Origin of the sequence: Falsiroseomonas tokyonensis, assembly GCF_019024325.1 — a bacterium.
In the GTDB taxonomy this organism is placed as follows: Bacteria; Pseudomonadota; Alphaproteobacteria; order Acetobacterales; family Acetobacteraceae; genus Falsiroseomonas; species Falsiroseomonas tokyonensis.
Genome location: NZ_JAFNJS010000002.1, coordinates 61,688 through 78,803, shown reverse-complemented (window position 1 = coordinate 78,803; position 17,116 = coordinate 61,688). Strand labels below are relative to the sequence as shown.

Below are 17,116 nucleotides of genomic sequence, written 5' to 3'. Positions count from 1 at the left end.
TGCGCGGAGAACGACGCCACCGCCTGACCGCCCTGGGCCTGCCCAAGGGCGCGACCCGGCCCTCGACCGGATCCATGGATCCGGAGCAGATGCACGGGCCGAGATGACGTTCCCGTGATCTGCGCGTCCAACGCCCGCGCCCGCCCGTAGCGCGGGGGACGGCGGCGCATTTTCGCTGCCGGAGTGGAGATGCCCAAGATGAGCCATTCTCACCACGCGCCCGATCCGAACCATGGGGACGGTCCCTCCCTGCCGCCTGTCATCTTCCAGACCACGCTGCGCGCCGATCAGAACGGCGATACGCTGACGGCCATCGACCTGGGCCGGGTCGAATTCACCGCCCTCAACGGCTCCGGCGTCAGCGGTTTCGCCGAGGTCGCGCGGCTCGGCAGCCGCCTGACCGTGCATGTCCATGCCGACGGGCTGGAACCGGACCAGATCCACATCCAGCACATCCACGGCCGCCTCTCCCCCACCGGCCAGCCGCAGGAGAGCAACACCCCCTCCCTCGGCCTCGACACCGATGGTGACGGCTTCGTCGAGCTCGGCGAGGGCCTGCCGGCCTATGGGCCCATCCTGATGAACCTGACCAACCCGCCCGGCGCCGGCCTGTCCGGCTTCCCGACGGCGCCGGATGGCAGCATCCGCTACTACGAGACCTTCGACATCGGCGCCGGCCAGGGCCTCGCCGCAGGCATCGTCGCCGAGCAGCTGTTCCCGCTGGAGCTGCGCGAATTCGTCATCCACGGCCTGACCGTCGATGGCAGCGCGGGCGCCGGCACGACGGGCGAGATCGACGGCACGGCGGGCTACAAGCTGGTGCTGCCGGTGGCCTCCGGCGAGATCGAGGCGGTCGGCTCCCGCATGATCGGCGGCGCCAGCGCCGACCGCATCCTCGGCAATCGCGGGGATGACAGCGTGCGCGGCGGCGGCGGCAACGACACCATCCTGGGCGGCGCGGGCGATGACCAGGTGCAGGGCAATGGCGGCAATGACGCGATCCGCGGCGATGCCGGCGCCGACCGTCTGCTGGGCAATGACGGCAACGACACCATCACCGGCGGCACCGGCATCGACCAGCTGATCGGCGGCGCCGGCAACGACGTGCTGGCCGGCGATTCGGGCAATTTCACCGGCCGCGGCGACCTTTCGGCGGATGTGCTCAATGGCGGGTCCGGCGACGATACGCTGCTGATCGGAGAGGGGCTGGATGTGCTGACCGGCGGGTCCGGCGCCGATCGCTTCGTCTTCCGCTTCGCCGACCCGCAGACGCCGCTGGCGGCCGGCACCGGTCCGGCCTTCGCCAGCATCACCGATTTCAGCGCGGCGGATGACACGCTGATCTTCGACGCCGCGGGCATCCGGAACGATGCCAGCGGCGCCAACTTCATCAATGGCGGCGGCGCATCCGGCGGCCAGGTGTCCAGCTTCTACAGCGGGGCGGCGGCGGGCTCGAACGGCCAGGGCGTTATGGTGCTGACCGACACGGGCTTCGCCTCCGGCGCCCTGGCGGTGCAGGCGGCGCAGGGCGAGCAGGCGGGCGACATGATCGTGTACTTCAACAGCACGGTGAACGTGGCCAGCCTGCTGGTGGTCTCGGCGCCGGACACGGCGGTCTCGATCGCCCGCTTCACCGATATCACAGATCTCGGTGGCCTGCAGGCAGCGGGCCTATCGGCCAGCGACTTCATCTTCGCCTGACCAAGACGACCCGGCCCGGGACATCCCGGGCCGGCCTTGCGCGAAGCCGAACCGCCCCGCGCACCAAGCTGGATCATGTGGAAGAAGCGGCGCGCTGCGCCCCGAAACACCGTCTGCAAACCCGCGCCACCCGGTCTGCAGACCGGCCCCGAAGGGCCGGTGTCCTGGCGAAAAAGAAACCCGTGGCGGACCCGAAGAGATTCGAACTCCTAACCCCCAGATCCGTAGTCTGGTGCTCTATCCAATTGAGCTACGGGTCCGCACGGGAGGCGCTAGATAGCGGGGGCGATGGGATCGCGCAACCCCGCCATCCGCATTTCTAGGCGGAGAGTTTTTCCAGCTCCCGCAGCACCGCCTCGCCCATCACGGTGGTGCCCACGCGGGCCATGCCGGGAGCCATGATATCGGCCGTGCGCAGCCCGCCGCCGAGCACCCTCTCCACCGCCTGCTCGATCAGCGCCGCATCCTCGTCCATGCCGAAGGACAGGCGCAGCAGCATGGCGAAGGACAGGATCTGCGCGCTGGGATTGGCGACGCCCTTGCCGGCGATATCCGGCGCCGAGCCGTGGATCGGCTCATACAGCGCATTGCGCCGGCCATCGGGCTGCAGCGCGCCGATAGTGGCGGAGGGCAGCATGCCGAGCGAGCCCGTCAGCGCCGCGGCGAGGTCCGACAGCACGTCGCCGAAGAGGTTGCCGCCCAGCACCACGTCGAACTGCTTCGGCCGCGAGGCCAGCTGCATGGCGCAGTTGTCGGCGTACATGTGCTCCAGCTCGACGTCCGGGTACTCGGCCTTGCCGACCTCGCCCACCACGGCGCGCCACAGGCGGCCGGACTGCATGACATTCGCCTTCTCGACGCTCGTCACCTTGTTGCGGCGCTTGCGGGCCAGGTCGAAGGCGACGCGGGCGACGCGGGCGATCTCGTCTTCCGAGTAGATCTCCGTGTCGATGCCGACGCGCTTGCCCTGCTCGTTCACATGGATGCCGCGCGGCTCGCCGAAATAGATGCCGCCGGTGGTCTCGCGCACGATCATGATGTCGAGGCCGCGCACCAGCTCCGGCCGCAGCGCGGAGGCATCGATCAACGCATCGAGCACGACGGCGGGACGCAGATTGGCAAACAGGCCGAGATCCTTGCGCAGCCGCAGGATGCCGAGTTCGGGGCGCTTGTCGAAGGGCAGGCTGTCCCACTTGGGGCCACCGACGGAGCCGAAGAGCACGGCATCCGCCGCGGCGGCCGCGGCCACCGTCTCATCCGGGCAGGGCGAGCCGGTGGCATCCAGCGCGGCACCGCCGACCAGGCCCTCGGTGATCTCGAAGGTGACGCTGCGGCGGCGGTCCATCCAGTCGATGAGGCGGCGCACCTCGCGCATCACCTCCGGCCCGATGCCGTCACCGGGCAGGATGAGAAGCTTCTTGTTCGCGGGCATGGGGGTGTCCTGTCGGGGAAAGCTCTCCCTCCCCCGCCTCGCGGGGGAGGGTCGGGGCGGGGGCCAGGACGGCCCCCAAACTACTCAGGTCTCAGCGTACAACCACGGCTGCGCCGCGCGCTGCTTGGCCTCGAAGCCGTCGATCGCCGGCGCGTGCTGCATCGTCTGGCCGATATCGTCCAGCCCGTTCAGCAGCAGGTGGCGGCGGAAGGGATCGACCTTGAAGGGGATTTCCTCCCCATTCGGCCGCACCACCACCTGGCGCTCCAGGTCCACGGTGAGGCGCGCATTGCCGCCCATGCGGGCGTCTTCCATCAGCTGCTCACACACTTCGCGCGGCAGCGCCACCGGCAGCACGCCATTCTTGAAGCTGTTGGAGTGGAAGATGTCGGCGAAGTCCGGCGCGATGACGCAGCGGATGCCGAAATCCAGCAGTGCCCAGGGCGCATGCTCGCGGGAGGAGCCGCAGCCGAAATTGTCGAAGGCGATCAGGATCTCCGCCTTCCGGTAGGGCTCCTGGTTCAGCACGAAGTCGGGGTTCTCCGTGCCGTCCTCATTGTAGCGCATGTTGGCAAACAGCGACTTGCCTAGGCCGGTGCGCGCGATGGTCTTCAGGAAGCGCGCCGGGATGATCTTGTCGGTGTCGATATTCGCGGCCGGCATGGGTGCGGCGACGCCGGTGAGCGTGGTGAAGGCCTTCATCTCACACACCCTCCTGCAGCTTGCGGATATCGACCAGCTGGCCATGGATCGCCGCCGCCGCCGCCATGGCGGGGGAGACGAGATGGGTGCGGCCGCCGGGGCCCTGGCGGCCCTCGAAATTGCGGTTGGAGGTGCTGGCGCTGCGCTGGCCCGGCTTCAGCTTGTCCGGGTTCATGCCGAGGCACATGGAGCAACCCGCCTCACGCCATTCGAAGCCGGCTTCCTTCAGGACGATGTCGAGCCCCTCATCCTCCGCCTGCTTCTTCACCAGGCCGGAGCCGGGCACGACCAGGGCGCGCACGCCTTCCGCGACCTTCTTTCCACGGGCAATGGCGGCGGCGGCGCGGATATCCTCGATGCGGGAATTGGTGCAGGAGCCGATGAAGGCGACGTCGATCTTGAGGCCCTCCAGCTTCTGGCCCGGCTGCAGGTCCATGTATTGCAGCATGCGCTGCATCTGCGCGCGGCGGTCCTCATCCTCGACCAGCGCCGGGTCCGGCACGGTGCCGGTGATCGGCAGCACGGCCTCGGGGTTGGTGCCCCAGGTGACCTGCGGCGCGATCTCGGCCGCGTCCAGCACCACTTCCTTGTCGAAATGCGCGCCTTCGTCGGAGGGCAGCGTCTTCCACCAGGCCACGGCCTTGTCGAAATCCGCGCCCTTCGGCGCGAAGGGGCGGCCCTTCACGTAGTCGAAGGTCACCTGGTCCGGCGCCACCATGCCGGCGCGGGCGCCGGCCTCGATGGTCATGTTGCAGAGCGTCATGCGCCCGGCCATGTCCAGCGCGCGGATCGCTTCGCCGGCATATTCGATGACATGACCGGTGCCACCGCCGGTGCCGATCTTGCCGATGATGGCCAGCACGATGTCCTTGGCCGTGCAGCCGGCCGGCAGCTTGCCGTTCACCGTCACCCGCATGTTCTTCGCCGGCTTCTGCAGCAGCGTCTGGGTGGCCATCACATGCTCCACCTCCGACGTGCCGATGCCGAAGGCGAGCGCGCCGAGCGCGCCATGGGTGGAGGTGTGGCTGTCACCGCAGACCAGCGTCATGCCCGGCAGGGACAGGCCGAGTTCCGGCCCGATCACATGCACGATGCCCTGGCGGATATCCGTCAGCGGAATATAGGGCACGCCGAATTCGACGACGTTGCGCTCCAGCGTCTCGACCTGCTGGCGGCTCTCGGGATCCTCGATGCGGCCGTAGCGGCTGCTATCGGTGGCGATGTTGTGGTCGACCACCGCGATGGTGGCATCCGGCCGCCGCACCTTGCGGCCAGCGAGGCGAAGCCCTTCGAAGGCCTGGGGGCTGGTGACTTCGTGGGTGAGGTGCTTGTCGATGTAGAGAACCGCGGTGCCATCCGGCAGCGTCTCCACGACATGCGCATCCCAGATCTTGTCGAACAGCGTGCGTGGCCCGGCCATCGCTTTCCCCTTTTGCCTTCTTGCCCTCCCCCAGACAAAGGCCCCGCCATCATGGGCGGGGCCAAAGTCGGGTCAGGCTGCCGCGGTCTCGCGCTTGTCGCGCGCCCGCTCCTCGATGCGCGCGGACTTGCCGGTCCGGCCACGCAGGTAATACAGCTTCGCGCGCCGCACCTTGCCGCGACGCACCACCACGATCTCCGCCACGTTCGGGGAGTAGAGCGGGAAGATGCGCTCCACGCCCTCGCCGTAGGACAGCTTGCGGACGGTGAAGTTGCTGTTCAGGCCGCGGTTGCTGCGGGCAATGCAGACGCCTTCATAGGCCTGCACGCGGGTGCGCTCGCCTTCGACGACCTTCACCATGACGCGGAGCGTATCGCCCGCATCGAAGGCCGGCGTCGGGCGGTTCTCGGAGAGGCGCGCCTGCTGGGCGGCCTCGAACTGCTGGAGCAGGTTCATCGGGTGGTTCCTTCCAATTGATGCATCTAGGCGGCGGCCGGGTGGCCGTCCAGCCGCCCCGCCTTGGCCGTGTTCGGTTGCTCCGCCTTGCGGCGGGTGAATTGGTCCCAGAGGTCCGGCCGCCGCGCGCGGGTCGCGGCCTCCGCCTCGGCGCGGCGCCAGCGGGCCACTTCGGCATGGTGGCCGGAGAGCAGCACATCGGGCACGCGGCGGCCCTGCCATTCGGCGGGCCGCGTATAGTGCGGATATTCCAGCAGGCCGTCCGTGCCGTGGCTTTCCTCCGCCGCGCTGGCCGCCCCGCCCATCACGCCCGGCAGCAGCCGGATGCAGGCATCGAGCAGCAGCAGCGCCGCGGGCTCCCCGCCCGACAGCACGAAGTCGCCGGCGGAGACCTCGACCATCTGCCGTGCCTCGATCACCCGCTGGTCGACGCCCTCGTAGCGGCCGCAGAGCAGCACCACGCCAGGGCCGGCCGAGAGGTCACGGACCAGCGCCTGGTCCAGCAGACGCCCACGCGGCGTCAGATAGACCAGCGGCGCGCCGGGATTGGCGGCGGTGGCGGCTTCGCAGGCGGCATCCAGCACATCCGGCCGCATCACCATGCCCGCGCCGCCACCGAAGGGCGTGTCGTCCACGCTGCGGTGCCGGTCGGTTGCGAAGCCGCGGATATCCATGGCCTCGATCGCCCAGCGCCCCTCCCGCAAACCCTTGCCCGCGAGGGACAGGCCGAGCGGCCCCGGAAACATTTCGGGGAACAGGGTCAGGATGGTCGCCTGCCAGGTCATGCCGCGTCTTCCCCGGGCTGGGGCTGCACGACGATCTCGGCCGGCGGCACGACGGTGAGGCGGCCAGCGGCGACATCCACCACCGGCACCACGGCCTTGGTGAAGGGCAGCAGCAGCTCCCCCGACGGACCGTCGACCACCAGGAAGGGCCCCGCGCCGTGATCCTCCACCGCACGCACCACGCCGAGCACGAAACCGTCCTCGCCATGGGCGGCAAGGCCTTCGAGATCGCAGAGGAAAAACTCCTCCGGATCCTCGGGCGGCGGCAGGCGGTCGCGATCGGCATAGAGCTTCACGCCGGTCAGCTTCGCGGCCTGGTCGCGGTCCGTGATCCCCTCGATGCGGGCGATGCCTTCCGGCAGCGGCGTCACGGCGAAGCGGCGGGTGCCGGCCTCATCGGTCAGCGGGCCGTAGCTGGCAAGGGCGGCCGGGTCGGCGGTGAAGGCGCGCAGGCGCACGAGGCCGCGCACGCCATGCGGCCTGCCGATCTCGCCCACGATCACCCGCTGCACCCGCGCCACCTGTCCGGCCCTTTAAGCTCAGCCCGCCGCGGCGTTCGCGGCGGCGCGCTCCTGCGCCTTCTTCTTCGGCGCGGACTGCTTCGGCTGCTCCGGATACACCGGCATCGGCGCCAGGCCGGCATGGCCGAGGAACTTCGCCACGCGCTCGGTCGGCAGCGCGCCGACGGACTTCCAATGCGTGATGCGCTCGGCAAACAGGCGCACGCGGTCGGGGTGGTCCGACGGCAGCATCGGGTTGTAGCTGCCCAGCTTCTCGATGAAGCGGCCGTCGCGCGGGCTACGGCTGTCGGCCACCACGATGTGGTAGTAGGGACGCTTCTTGGCGCCGGCGCGCGCGAGGCGGATCTTGAGGCCCATGAGGGTTACCTTCTCCTGATCTTCAAAAGGGTCGTTTGTTGCCAAGGCCGGGCATCAGCGAGGCGAGGCCGCCGCGCATCATTCCCTTCTGGCCCATCTTGTTCATCCGCTTCATCATGTCCGACATGTCGTCGAACTGCTTCAGCAGGCGATTGACTTCCTGAACCGTGGTGCCGGAGCCCGCGGCGATGCGCTTCTTGCGCGAGGCCTTGATCAGCTCCGGCTTCCGCCGTTCCTTCACCGTCATCGAGGAGATGATGGCGGCCTGGCGCTTCAGCATGGACTGGTCGAGATTGGCGTTCTCGATCTGCGCCTTCATCTTGCCGATGCCCGGCAGCATGCCGAGGATGCCCGACAGCGAGCCCATCTTGCCGATCTGCTTGATCTGCTGGGCATAGTCCTCGAGGTCGAAGGACCCCTTCTGCATCTTCCGGGCGAGCTTTTCGGCTTCCGCCTGGTCGATCGTCTCCGCCGCACGCTCGACGAGGGAGACGATATCGCCCATGCCGAGGATGCGGTTGGCGATGCGATCGGGATGGAAATCCTCCAGCGCATCCAGCTTCTCGCCGGCGCCCAGCAGCTTGATCGGCGCGCCGGTCACAGCCCGCATGGACAGCGCGGCACCGCCGCGCGCATCGCCATCGACGCGCGTCATGACGATGCCGGTGACGCCCACCTGCTCGTTGAAGGCGCGTGCGGTCTGCACCGAATCCTGGCCGGTCATCGCATCGACCACCAGCAGCGTCTCATGCGGCTTGGCGAAGGCCTTCACCGCGGCGACTTCGGCCATCAGCTCGGCGTCGATGGACAGGCGGCCGGCGGTGTCGAGGATCACCACGTCGAACAGTTCGCGGCGCGCCACGTCCAGCGCGCGGGCGGCGATCTCGAGCGGCTTCTGGCCCGCGACGATGGGCAGGCAGGTGACCTCGGCGCGGTCCGCCAGCTGCTGCAGCTGCAGCTGCGCCGCCGGGCGGTGCACGTCGAGCGAGGCAAGCAGGACCTTCTTGCGATCCCGCGTCCGCAGCCGCAGTGCGATCTTGCCGGACGTCGTGGTCTTGCCCGAACCCTGCAGGCCGACCATCAGGATGGGCAGCGGGGAAGGCGCGTTCAGGTCGATGCCGCGCTTGCCGTCATCGCCCTCACCGCCCCCGAGCGCTTCGACCAGCGCGTCGTTGACAATCTTGATGACCTGCTGGGCCGGGGAGACGCTGCGGATGACCTCCTGGCCCACGGCGCGGTCGCGCACGCGGTTCACCAGGTCCTTCACCACCGGCAGGGCGACATCGGCCTCCAGCAGCGCCACGCGCACCTCGCGCAGCGCCTCCGCCACATCGGCATCCGACAGCGCGCCGCGGCGGCGCAGCTTGTCGAAGACCCCTGTCAGCCTGTTGCCCAGCGCCTCAAACATCGCGGCGGTACTGCCCTTTCCAACCACAGGATCGCCCAAACGAAATCGCGCCGCTGCGCGAGCCTTCGCGGAGCGACGGAGCCGACCCGCATCAGGCGGGGCGACCTAAGGGTGTCCGGGCGACCGAACGGGCTTGCGGTTAGCCCTCCGCCCCAGCCGCGTCAAGTTTTCCCTGGCCAAGCCGCCGGAACGCCGGGGCAACGGCACGCGATAGGACCGTTCGAACGCAGCAATATAAAATTGGGACAGAATTACGGCTTTTGTCTGGCGGAATTGCTGCATCTTCAGCAGCAAGTCGGAGCCCAGCGCCCGGTCGCGGCGGCATTCCCCAAAAATGGAGGCTCCCCATGAAAGACAATCTAACCCGCTCAACCCATGCCAGGCCCGGCCGCCCCGCCAATGGCCGGGCCCTTGCCGGCCGCCACCGCATCCTGCTCGGCTGAGGGCGGCGCCGCATGCTGGATAACCTGATCCTCGGCTTCTCCGTCGCCCTGACCGTCCAGAACCTCAGCTTCGCCTTCCTCGGCGCCATGGTCGGCACCGCCATCGGCGTGCTCCCGGGCCTCGGCCCGACCGCCACCATCTCCCTGCTGCTGCCGCTGACCTTCGGGCTGGATCCGACCACCGCCATCATCATGCTGGCCGGCATCTATTACGGCGCCCAGTATGGCGGCTCCACCACCGCCATCCTGCTGAACCTGCCGGGCGAGATCTCGGGCGTCGTCACCGCCATCGAGGGCTACAAGATGGCGCAGCAGGGCCGCGCCGGCGCGGCGCTGGCCGCGGCGGCCATCGGGTCCTTCTTCGCGGGATCGGTCTCCACCTTCGTCGTCGCCTTGTCCGGCCCGCTGCTCACCTCCGTGGCGCTGTCCTTCGGGCCGCCGGACTATTTCTCGCTGATGCTGCTGGGGCTGATCGTCTCCTGCATCCTGGCGCAGGGCAGCGTGCTGGCGGCCATCGCCATGGTGGTGGTGGGGGTCGGCATCGGCATGATCGGCACGGATGTGCAGACCGGCCAGCAGCGCTTCACCTTCGGCATCCCCGAACTTTCGGACGGCATCAACTTCGTGGTGCTCGCCATGGGCCTGTTCGGCATCGCCGAGATTATGGTGAACCTGGAGAATCCCGAGATCCGCAAGGGCATCGTCGCCAAGCGCGGCCGGCTATGGCTGACGCGGGAGGAATGGCGCTACGCCACGCCGGCGGCCATCCGCGGCACGCTGCTCGGCACCGTGCTGGGCATCCTGCCCGGCGGCGGCGCCTCGCTGTCCTCCTTCGGCTCCTACATGGTGGAGCGGCGGATCTCGCGGCGGCCGGAGCGCTTCGGCAATGGCGCGATCGAGGGCCTGGCCGGGCCGGAAAGCGCCAACAACGCCGGGGCGCAGGCCAGCTTCATCCCGCTGTTGACGCTGGGCATCCCGTCCAACGCCGTCATGGCGCTGATGACGGGCGCGCTGATCATCCAGGGCATCCAGCCCGGCCCCCGCATGGTGGAGGCGCAGCCGGAGCTCTTCTGGGGGCTGATCGCCTCCATGTGGGTCGGCAACCTGATGCTGCTGGTCATCAACCTGCCGATGATCGGCATCTGGGTACAGTTGCTGCGGGTGCCCTACAAGTATCTCTTTGCCGGCATCCTGGTGTTCTGCTGCATCGGGTCCTACAGCCTGAACAACAACATCTTCGACGTCTATATGATGGCCGTCTGGGGCGGCATCGGATACATGTTCAAGAAGTTCCGGCTGGAGCCGGCGCCGCTGCTGCTGGGCTTCGTGCTGGGCCCGATGATGGAGGAACACCTGCGGCGCGCCATGCTGCTGTCGCGCGGCGATCCCTCCACCTTCATCGAGCGGCCGATCAGCGGCACGCTGCTGGTGCTGGCCGGCATCGCGCTGACGATGATGCTGCTGCCCACCATCCGCAAGAAGAAGGAGGAGGCGATGGAGGCCGGGTGAGCCACGCCTCCACCCATGAAAAAGGCCCCGCCGGATGGCGGGGCCGCTCCCAACTCGATGATCCACCGGTGCCCTATTTAGGCGCCAGCACCATGATCATCTGGCGGTTTTCCAGGCGCGGCATGGATTCCACCTTGGTGGCCTCCGCCAGCTCCGTCCGGATCCGGTCCAGCACCTTCAGGCCCAGGTCCTGGTGCGCCATCTCGCGGCCGCGGAAACGGAGCGTCACCTTCACCTTGTCGCCCTCGCCGATGAATTCCTTCATCTGGCGCATCTTCACTTCGTAGTCGTGGTCGTCGATGTTCGGACGGACCTTGATTTCCTTCAGCTCGACGACCTTCTGGCGCTTGCGCGCCTCATTGGCCTTCTTCTGCTGCTCGTACTTGTACTTGCCGTAATCCGTGATCTTGCAGACGGGCGGCACCGCATTGGGGCTGATCTCGAGCAGGTCGAGCCCGACCTCATAGGCCCGCAGCAACGCGTCGCGCGCAGACATCACCCCGATCATCTCGCCGTCCTGGTCGATCAGGCGGACCTGGGGGACACGGATGTCTTCATTGACCCGCGGGCCGTCGCGCGTCGGCAACTGGGCGGGCATTGGACCTCGGGCTATAGCGCTCTCCTGTCGTGGTTCAAGGCGTATTCGCGCTTGTTATGGCGATGCGACCCGGCCGAAGCAAGCGCCAGCCAGGCGCGCGACTCCGCAAAATATGGCGTTATTGCGCCGCAACAGGCGCCTTTTCAGCCTCGACCCGGTCCGGCGGGGTGGCTTCCGCCGCCAGCCGGGCGACGGCTTCGGCCAGCGGCAGCGTCTCCTGCTCCCGCCCCGGCAGGCGGCGCAGCACCAGCATGCCCTCCTCTGCCTCCCGCCGCCCGACCACGGCCAGCACCGGCACGCGGGCGCCGATATGGTCCGGCACCTTGCGGTTGATCTTCTCGTTCCGCAGGTCGAACTCCACCCGTAGCCCGGCCTTGGCCAGCGCCGCCGCCGCCTGGCGGGCATAGTCATCGGCGTCGGAGACGATGGTCGCGACCACCACCTGAACAGGGGCCAGCCAGAGCGGGAAGCGCCCGGCATATTGCTCGATCAGGATGCCGATGAAGCGCTCGAAACTGCCCAGCACCGCGCGGTGCAGCATGACGGGTCGCTTTCGGCTGCCATCCTCCGCCACATATTCCGCGCCCAGCCGTTCCGGCAGCACGAAGTCGGTCTGCAGCGTGCCGCATTGCCAGTCGCGGCCGATGGCATCCCGCAGCACGAATTCCAGCTTCGGGCCATAGAAGGCGCCCTCCCCCGGATTCATCTCGTAGGAGACGCCGGCCGCCTCGCAGCCGCGGCGCAGCGCATCCTCCGCCTGGTCCCAGACGGCGTCGCTGCCGGCGCGTTCGGCCGGGCGGTCGGAGAATTTCACCCGGAAGCTGTCGAAGCCCAGGTCGCGATAGACCGCGGTCAGCAGCGCCACGAAGCGCACCGTCTCCTCGGCGATCTGTGCCTCGGTGCAGAAGATATGCGCATCGTCCTGGGTGAAGGCGCGCACGCGCATGATGCCGTGCAGCGCGCCGGAGGGTTCGTAGCGATGGCAGGCGCCGAATTCGGCCATGCGCAGCGGCAGCTCGCGGTAGGACCGCAGGCCCTGGTTGAAGATCAGCACATGGCAGGGGCAGTTCATCGGCTTCAGGGCGAGGGCGCGATGCGCCTCGTCCTGGTCCTCCACCGTCGCCATGAACATGTTCTTGCGATAGTTCTCCCAATGCCCGCTGGCTTCCCACAGGCGGCGATCCAGCACCTGGGGGGTCTTCACCTCCTGGTAGTCGGCCTGGTCCAGCCGGCGGCGCATATAGTCTTCCACCGTCCGGTACAGCTTCCAGCCCTTGGGGTGCCAGAAGACGCTGCCGGTGGCTTCCTCCTGCAGGTGGAACAGGTCCATCTCCCGCCCGATGCGGCGATGGTCGCGGCGCTCCGCCTCCTCGACCTGCAGCAGATAGGCATCCAGCTCCTTCTGGTCGCGCCAGGCGGTGCCGTAGATGCGGGACAGGACGGGGTTCTCGGACTTGCCGCGCCAATAAGCGCCGGCGACCTTGGTCAGCTTGAAGGCGGTGCCGACATCGCCAGTGGAGCGCATATGCGGCCCGCGGCAGAGGTCGATCCAGTCGCCCTGGCTGTAGAGGCTGATCTCCACGCCCTCCGGCAGGTCGCGGATCAACTCGACCTTGAAGGCCTCGCCCTTCTTCTCGAACAGCGCGGTGGCCTCGGCGCGGGACACCACGCTGCGCTTAAACGCCGCGTTGCGCGCCACGATCTCCCGCATCCGCGCCTCGATGGCGGCAAAGTCCTCGACGCTGAAGGGCTGGTTGCGGAAGAAGTCGTAGTAGAAGCCGTTCTCGATGGTCGGGCCGATGGTCACCTGGGTGCCCGGGAACAGGTCCTGCACCGCCTCCGCCAGCACATGGGCGGTGTCGTGGCGGATCATCTCCAGCGCCTCGGGGTCGCGGCGGGTGATGAAGCGCAGGCTGGCATCGGCCGAGATTTCGTCCGACAGGTCGCGCAGCACGCCATCCACCTGCATGGCGAGCGCAGCCTTGGCCAGGCCGGGGCCGATGCTGGCCGCGACCGTCGTGCCGGTGACGGGCCCGGCGAAATCGCGGACGGAACCGTCAGGCAGGGTGATCGCGGGCATTGGAATACAAGGCTCCTGGGCTGTGCGATAAGGGGCGCGGACCATGGCCAGCCTGTTGCCCCGCCGTCAAGGCGCGGCAGGGCATGGCAGGCGCCCCATTCCCTGAATGACTCTCCGTTTTTGCCTGGATGACTGCATGACCGATCAAGACCCGCCGCCGCGCGCGGCGCTTTACGTCGATTTCGACAATGTCTTCATGGCCCTGCTGCGCTGGGATGAGAGGGCGGCCTATGCCTTCGGCGAGCGCCCCGACGCCTGGCTCGCCTGGCTGGAGGGGCGGGAGGAAGGCGGCAGGCCCGCCACCCGGCGCACCCTGGTGCGCCGCTGCTACCTGAACCCGGGCGGATACCACGACTTCCAACTCGGCCGGCCCGTGGCCCGGTACCGGGCCGCACGAGACCTGCGCAACCGCACCTACTTCTCCGAATTCCGCGCCGCCTTCGTGCAGGCCGGCTTCGACGTGGTGGATTGCCCACCCATCGCCTGGCTGAAGAACAGCGCCGACATGAAGATGGCCCTCGATATCCGGGAGGCGCTGGACCACCGCACGCATTTCGACGAATTCGTGCTGCTCTCGGGCGACAGCGACTTCCTGCCGGCCCTCGCGCGGCTTCGGGCACATGACCGGCGCATCACCGTGCTGGCGCAGGACACCGCCAAGGCCGCCTATCTGGCGGCGGCGGATCTGGTGGTGGGGCTGGATGAATTCGCCCATGCCGGCATGGGCAACCTGCCCATCGCGCAATTCTCCGCCCATGCCCCGCCCCCCGCGCAACCCGCCCCGCCGCGCCTGGCGGAGCCGCGCGGGACGGACCTCGCCACCCTTCGCGCCCAGGCGCTGGACTGGGTGCGGGAGGCGGTGGCGCGCAGCCCGAATGGCGCGATGCGCCTGACCGATCTCGGCCAGGCCCTGCCCCGCGCCTTCCCGGCCCTGCGCAGCACGGACTATGCCGGCGCGGGCTCGCTCGGCGCGCTGATCGAGGAGGCGCGCGACCGCCGCCTCTCCCTCTCCGGCCCGCCGGCGCGGCGCTGGGTTTTTGACGCGGAGCGTGGTGCGGCGCCGAGCGATCTGATGCCGGAGGAGCAGGGGCAGGAGGAAGCGGCCCAGGCGGATCCGGCGCCCGATCCGGCGCCAGAAGCGGCTCCGGATCCGGTGCCCGAGACCGCCGAGCCGCCGCCCGAGGCCCCGCCCTCGCCCAGCTCCAGCCCCGACCTCGCCATGGCCCAGGCGGCGCAGCTGCTGCGGGACCTGTTCTGGGGCTCGCGCGACCCCAAGGGCCTGCCGCACGACCTGCCCGCCTTCACCCCCGCCGAGCTCGGCTTCCTGCTGAACGCCATCTCCGAAGCCCTGCCGCTGGATCCCGCCACCGCGGCGCCGGAGCTGGCGGAAGCCGCCGCCGCGCAGGGCTTCTGCGTCTCGGCGCGGGAGGTGACGGCCCTGCTGCGCTGGCTGATGCGCGGCTACGTCAAGCTGCATGAACCGGCCACGCCGGAAGGCGCGGCCCGCCTGGCCCGCGTGCTGTTTGCCACGCTGGTGAACACGCTGCGCGCGCTGGGCGAAAAGCTGAGCGAGACGGAGAGCGAGGCGCTGCGCGCCTGGACGCAGTACGGGCTGCGCTGAGCCTCAGTTGAGCTCCAGCGGCAGGATGCCGGCCAGCGCCGCGCGCACCGCCTCCAGCCCCAGCCCGGCCAGCGGCACATGCCGCAGCACGGCGACGCTGGGGCCGCGCGGGGCACACAGCGCCGGGTCGCTCTCGGCGCCGAACAGCGCCAGCGTCGGGCAGCCGGCGGCGGCGACCAGATGGGTCGGGCCGGTGTCGTTGCCCAGGGCGAAGCTGGCGCGGCGCGCCAAGGCCGCGATCTCGGCGAAGCCGGTGCGGCCAGCCAGGTTTCGGGTGCCCGGCGCCGCGGCCACGATCCGCTCGGCCATCTCCACCTCGGCCTTGCCGCCAAGCACCAGGCAGGGCACCGGGCTCTCCGCAGCGAAGGCGGCGAAGCGCCCCTCCGGCCATTTCTTGCCCGGCCTCTGAGGAGAGGCGCCGGGCACCAGCAGGGCGAAGCGCCGTGGCAGGTCAAAGGCGGTCAGGTCGCCATCCAGCCAGCCGAGGTCCGGCACGGGGAAGCGCGTGATGCCCGCCGCCTCCAGCTGCTCCCGCTGCCGCTCGATGGTGTGCAGGCTGTCGCGATCCGGATTGGCATGGGGGTGGGAGGCGCCGCGCGCCACGCCAGACCATTCGACGCCGAGCCCCACCAGCCAGCGGTAGCGGGAGGATCGGCCCGAGGTCTGCAGGTCGTACACCCGCCCGAAACGCGCCTGGCGCAGCCGCCGGCGCAGGCCGAGCACGGCGCGGGGGTCGTGCCAGGCGGGCCGGCCCTCGGACCAGACCTCGTCGAACCAGGGGCTGCGCCGGGCGAGATCGGCGAAGGGCGGCGTGGTCAGCAGCACGATGCGGGCACCCGGGTGATGCGCGCGGATCGCGGCGAAGGGGCCGAAGGACTGGACGAAATCGCCCAGCGCGCCGAGTCGGATCACCAGGATGGCGGGGGCGGTCATCCCAGAAGCTCCCGATAGACGTCGAGGGTCGCGGCCTGCATCGCGGCGGTGCTGTAGTGGCGCAGCACGGATTGGCGGGCCGCCTCGCCCACTGCCTGCCGCGCCGCGTCCGGCATCGCCAGAACCTGCGCCAGCAGCGCGGCCAGCGCCGCCGGATCGCCGGGCAGCACGCGCCAGCCGGTGGCGCCATGCTCGACCGTTTCGCGCGGCCCGCCGAGATCGGCGGCGATGACGGGCCGCGCCATGGCCTGCGCCTCGATCACGGTGCGGCCAAAGGCTTCGGCATCGGTGCTGGCATGGACGACGATATCGGCGGAGGCCAGCGCCAGCGCCAGGTCCGGCACATGGCCGAGGATGCGCAGCCGGTCACCGACGCCGAGGCGCGCCGCCAGCGCCAGCAGCTCGTCCCGGAAACCGTCGCGGCCGCCGCCGGCCAGCACCACGCGGCTGGTGGCGGGCAGCAGCGCCAGCGCCTGCACCAGCACCGACTGGCCCTTCCAACGCGTCAGCCGCCCGGGCAGAAGGATCACCGCCTCGCCGGGCGCGGCGCCCCAGTCGCGGCGCTGCGCGGCGATGGCCTCCGGTACGACCGCGGCCGGGTCGAAGCGGCGCGGGTCGACGCCGCGCGGGATCAGGCGGATGCGCGCGGGGGGCACGCCGTGGCGCTGTTCCACCAGCTCCGCGATGAAACGGCTGATGGCGATCACGCGGTCGCCGCGCGCCATGACGGAATTGTACAGCCGCTTGCCGGGCAGGTTCTCGTTATAGGCGCCGTGATAGGTGGTGACGAAGGCCGCGCCCGCGCGCCGCGCGGCCAGCAGCGCGGACCAGGCGGGTGCGCGCGACCGCGCATGGATGATCCGCACGCCGTGCTCGCGGGCCAGCGCCGTCAGCGCCGCGGCATTGCGCCAGATGCCGAGGGGCGATTTCGTCGCCAGCGGCAGCGCCAGATGCGGCACGCCGAGCGCCGCCAGATCCGCCACCAGCGCACCGCCGGCGGAGGCGACGATTGGGCGGAGGCCCGCATCGCGGATCGCCTCGGCAATTTCGATGGTGCCGCGCTCCACCCCGCCGGAGGCCAGAGCGGGCAGCACCTGGAGCACGGCAGGGGGCAGGGTCATGGCGCGCCGTTCCTACCCCCGCCGATGCG

Annotated in this window: 15 protein-coding genes and 1 tRNA gene; 3 read left to right on the top strand and 13 right to left on the bottom strand. The window is 69.6% G+C overall.

Annotated elements, in window-relative coordinates; translation table 11 throughout:
- Positions 1–198: 198 nt before the first annotated feature.
- Positions 199–1,701, top strand: coding sequence for a calcium-binding protein (locus tag J3S20_RS06555; protein WP_216835635.1), 1,503 nt, complete (start codon positions 199–201; stop codon positions 1,699–1,701).
- 183 nt (positions 1,702–1,884) lie between these two features.
- Here J3S20_RS06555 and J3S20_RS06550 read toward each other — a convergent pair.
- The 9 genes from J3S20_RS06550 to ffh all read right to left on the bottom strand — a co-directional run bounded on the left by J3S20_RS06550 (position 1,885) and on the right by ffh (position 8,782).
- Positions 1,885–1,961, bottom strand: a tRNA-Arg gene (locus J3S20_RS06550).
- A gap of 59 nt (positions 1,962–2,020) precedes the next feature.
- The gene (gene leuB, locus J3S20_RS06545; protein WP_216835633.1) at positions 2,021–3,133 is read right to left on the bottom strand and encodes a 3-isopropylmalate dehydrogenase; all 1,113 of its coding nucleotides are present in this window, start codon (positions 3,131–3,133) and stop codon (positions 2,021–2,023) included.
- 84 nt (positions 3,134–3,217) lie between these two features.
- Complete coding sequence (gene leuD, locus J3S20_RS06540) at positions 3,218–3,835, bottom strand: 3-isopropylmalate dehydratase small subunit (RefSeq protein ID WP_216835631.1); 618 nt, start codon at positions 3,833–3,835, stop codon at positions 3,218–3,220.
- Position 3,836: 1 nt separating this feature from the next.
- Entirely contained in the window at positions 3,837–5,255 is a 1,419-nt protein-coding gene (gene leuC / locus J3S20_RS06535; protein ID WP_216835629.1) for a 3-isopropylmalate dehydratase large subunit, read from the bottom strand.
- Between the two features lie 72 nt (positions 5,256–5,327).
- On the bottom strand, positions 5,328–5,711 hold the full coding sequence (gene rplS, locus J3S20_RS06530; RefSeq protein WP_216835628.1) for a 50S ribosomal protein L19: 384 nt from the start codon (positions 5,709–5,711) through the stop codon (positions 5,328–5,330).
- Positions 5,712–5,737: 26 nt separating this feature from the next.
- Positions 5,738–6,496 carry a tRNA (guanosine(37)-N1)-methyltransferase TrmD gene (trmD, locus tag J3S20_RS06525; RefSeq protein ID WP_216835626.1) on the bottom strand — a complete coding sequence of 253 codons (759 nt, stop codon included), beginning with the start codon at positions 6,494–6,496 and terminating at the stop codon, positions 5,738–5,740.
- On the bottom strand, positions 6,493–7,008 hold the full coding sequence (rimM, locus tag J3S20_RS06520; protein ID WP_216835624.1) for a ribosome maturation factor RimM: 516 nt from the start codon (positions 7,006–7,008) through the stop codon (positions 6,493–6,495). The genes trmD and rimM overlap by 4 nt, the downstream gene beginning before the upstream one ends.
- Before the next feature lie 27 nt (positions 7,009–7,035).
- On the bottom strand, positions 7,036–7,374 hold the full coding sequence (gene rpsP / locus J3S20_RS06515; protein ID WP_168029287.1) for a 30S ribosomal protein S16: 339 nt from the start codon (positions 7,372–7,374) through the stop codon (positions 7,036–7,038).
- Positions 7,375–7,396: 22 nt separating this feature from the next.
- On the bottom strand, positions 7,397–8,782 hold the full coding sequence (gene ffh, locus J3S20_RS06510) for a signal recognition particle protein (protein ID WP_216835623.1): 1,386 nt from the start codon (positions 8,780–8,782) through the stop codon (positions 7,397–7,399).
- A gap of 455 nt (positions 8,783–9,237) precedes the next feature.
- On the opposite strand from ffh, the gene J3S20_RS06505 reads away from it, so the two are divergent.
- Positions 9,238–10,734 (top strand): tripartite tricarboxylate transporter permease, encoded by a 1,497-nt coding sequence (locus J3S20_RS06505; RefSeq protein ID WP_216835621.1) that lies wholly within the window; start codon positions 9,238–9,240, stop codon positions 10,732–10,734.
- Positions 10,735–10,807: 73 nt separating this feature from the next.
- Here the strand turns inward: J3S20_RS06505 and infC are convergent, their stop codons facing one another.
- Both infC and thrS read right to left on the bottom strand, forming a co-directional pair.
- Positions 10,808–11,332 carry a translation initiation factor IF-3 gene (gene infC, locus J3S20_RS06500; RefSeq protein ID WP_216835619.1) on the bottom strand — a complete coding sequence of 175 codons (525 nt, stop codon included), beginning with the start codon at positions 11,330–11,332 and terminating at the stop codon, positions 10,808–10,810.
- Between the two features lie 118 nt (positions 11,333–11,450).
- Positions 11,451–13,412, bottom strand: a complete 1,962-nt coding sequence (thrS, locus tag J3S20_RS06495; RefSeq protein WP_216835617.1) for a threonine--tRNA ligase — start codon at positions 13,410–13,412, stop codon at positions 11,451–11,453.
- 136 nt (positions 13,413–13,548) lie between these two features.
- Here thrS and J3S20_RS06490 point away from each other — a divergent pair, with 136 nt between their 5' ends.
- Entirely contained in the window at positions 13,549–15,033 is a 1,485-nt protein-coding gene (locus tag J3S20_RS06490) for an NYN domain-containing protein (protein WP_216835615.1), read from the top strand.
- A gap of 3 nt (positions 15,034–15,036) precedes the next feature.
- Here J3S20_RS06490 and J3S20_RS06485 read toward each other — a convergent pair whose 3' ends face one another.
- Together J3S20_RS06485 and J3S20_RS06480 are read right to left on the bottom strand one after the other, a co-directional pair.
- Complete coding sequence (locus J3S20_RS06485; protein ID WP_216835613.1) at positions 15,037–15,966, bottom strand: glycosyltransferase family 9 protein; 930 nt, start codon at positions 15,964–15,966, stop codon at positions 15,037–15,039.
- Positions 15,963–17,087, bottom strand: coding sequence for a glycosyltransferase family 4 protein (locus J3S20_RS06480; protein WP_216835611.1), 1,125 nt, complete (start codon positions 17,085–17,087; stop codon positions 15,963–15,965). Before J3S20_RS06480 ends, J3S20_RS06485 begins: the two co-directional genes overlap by 4 nt.
- Between the last annotated feature and the right edge of the window lie 29 nt (positions 17,088–17,116).

Coding starts and splice junctions, on each gene's coding strand:
- J3S20_RS06480 (WP_216835611.1), bottom strand. CDS start 17,087: ATGACCCTGCCCCCTGCCGTGCTCCAGGTGCTGCCCGCTCTGGCCTCC.
- rpsP (WP_168029287.1), bottom strand. CDS start 7,374: ATGGGCCTCAAGATCCGCCTCGCGCGCGCCGGCGCCAAGAAGCGTCCC.
- J3S20_RS06555 (WP_216835635.1), top strand. CDS start 199: ATGAGCCATTCTCACCACGCGCCCGATCCGAACCATGGGGACGGTCCC.
- rplS (WP_216835628.1), bottom strand. CDS start 5,711: ATGAACCTGCTCCAGCAGTTCGAGGCCGCCCAGCAGGCGCGCCTCTCC.
- trmD (WP_216835626.1), bottom strand. CDS start 6,496: ATGACCTGGCAGGCGACCATCCTGACCCTGTTCCCCGAAATGTTTCCG.
- J3S20_RS06490 (WP_216835615.1), top strand. CDS start 13,549: ATGACCGATCAAGACCCGCCGCCGCGCGCGGCGCTTTACGTCGATTTC.
- leuD (WP_216835631.1), bottom strand. CDS start 3,835: ATGAAGGCCTTCACCACGCTCACCGGCGTCGCCGCACCCATGCCGGCC.
- thrS (WP_216835617.1), bottom strand. CDS start 13,412: ATGCCCGCGATCACCCTGCCTGACGGTTCCGTCCGCGATTTCGCCGGG.
- leuB (WP_216835633.1), bottom strand. CDS start 3,133: ATGCCCGCGAACAAGAAGCTTCTCATCCTGCCCGGTGACGGCATCGGG.
- J3S20_RS06485 (WP_216835613.1), bottom strand. CDS start 15,966: ATGACCGCCCCCGCCATCCTGGTGATCCGACTCGGCGCGCTGGGCGAT.
- ffh (WP_216835623.1), bottom strand. CDS start 8,782: ATGTTTGAGGCGCTGGGCAACAGGCTGACAGGGGTCTTCGACAAGCTG.
- leuC (WP_216835629.1), bottom strand. CDS start 5,255: ATGGCCGGGCCACGCACGCTGTTCGACAAGATCTGGGATGCGCATGTC.
- infC (WP_216835619.1), bottom strand. CDS start 11,332: ATGCCCGCCCAGTTGCCGACGCGCGACGGCCCGCGGGTCAATGAAGAC.
- J3S20_RS06505 (WP_216835621.1), top strand. CDS start 9,238: ATGCTGGATAACCTGATCCTCGGCTTCTCCGTCGCCCTGACCGTCCAG.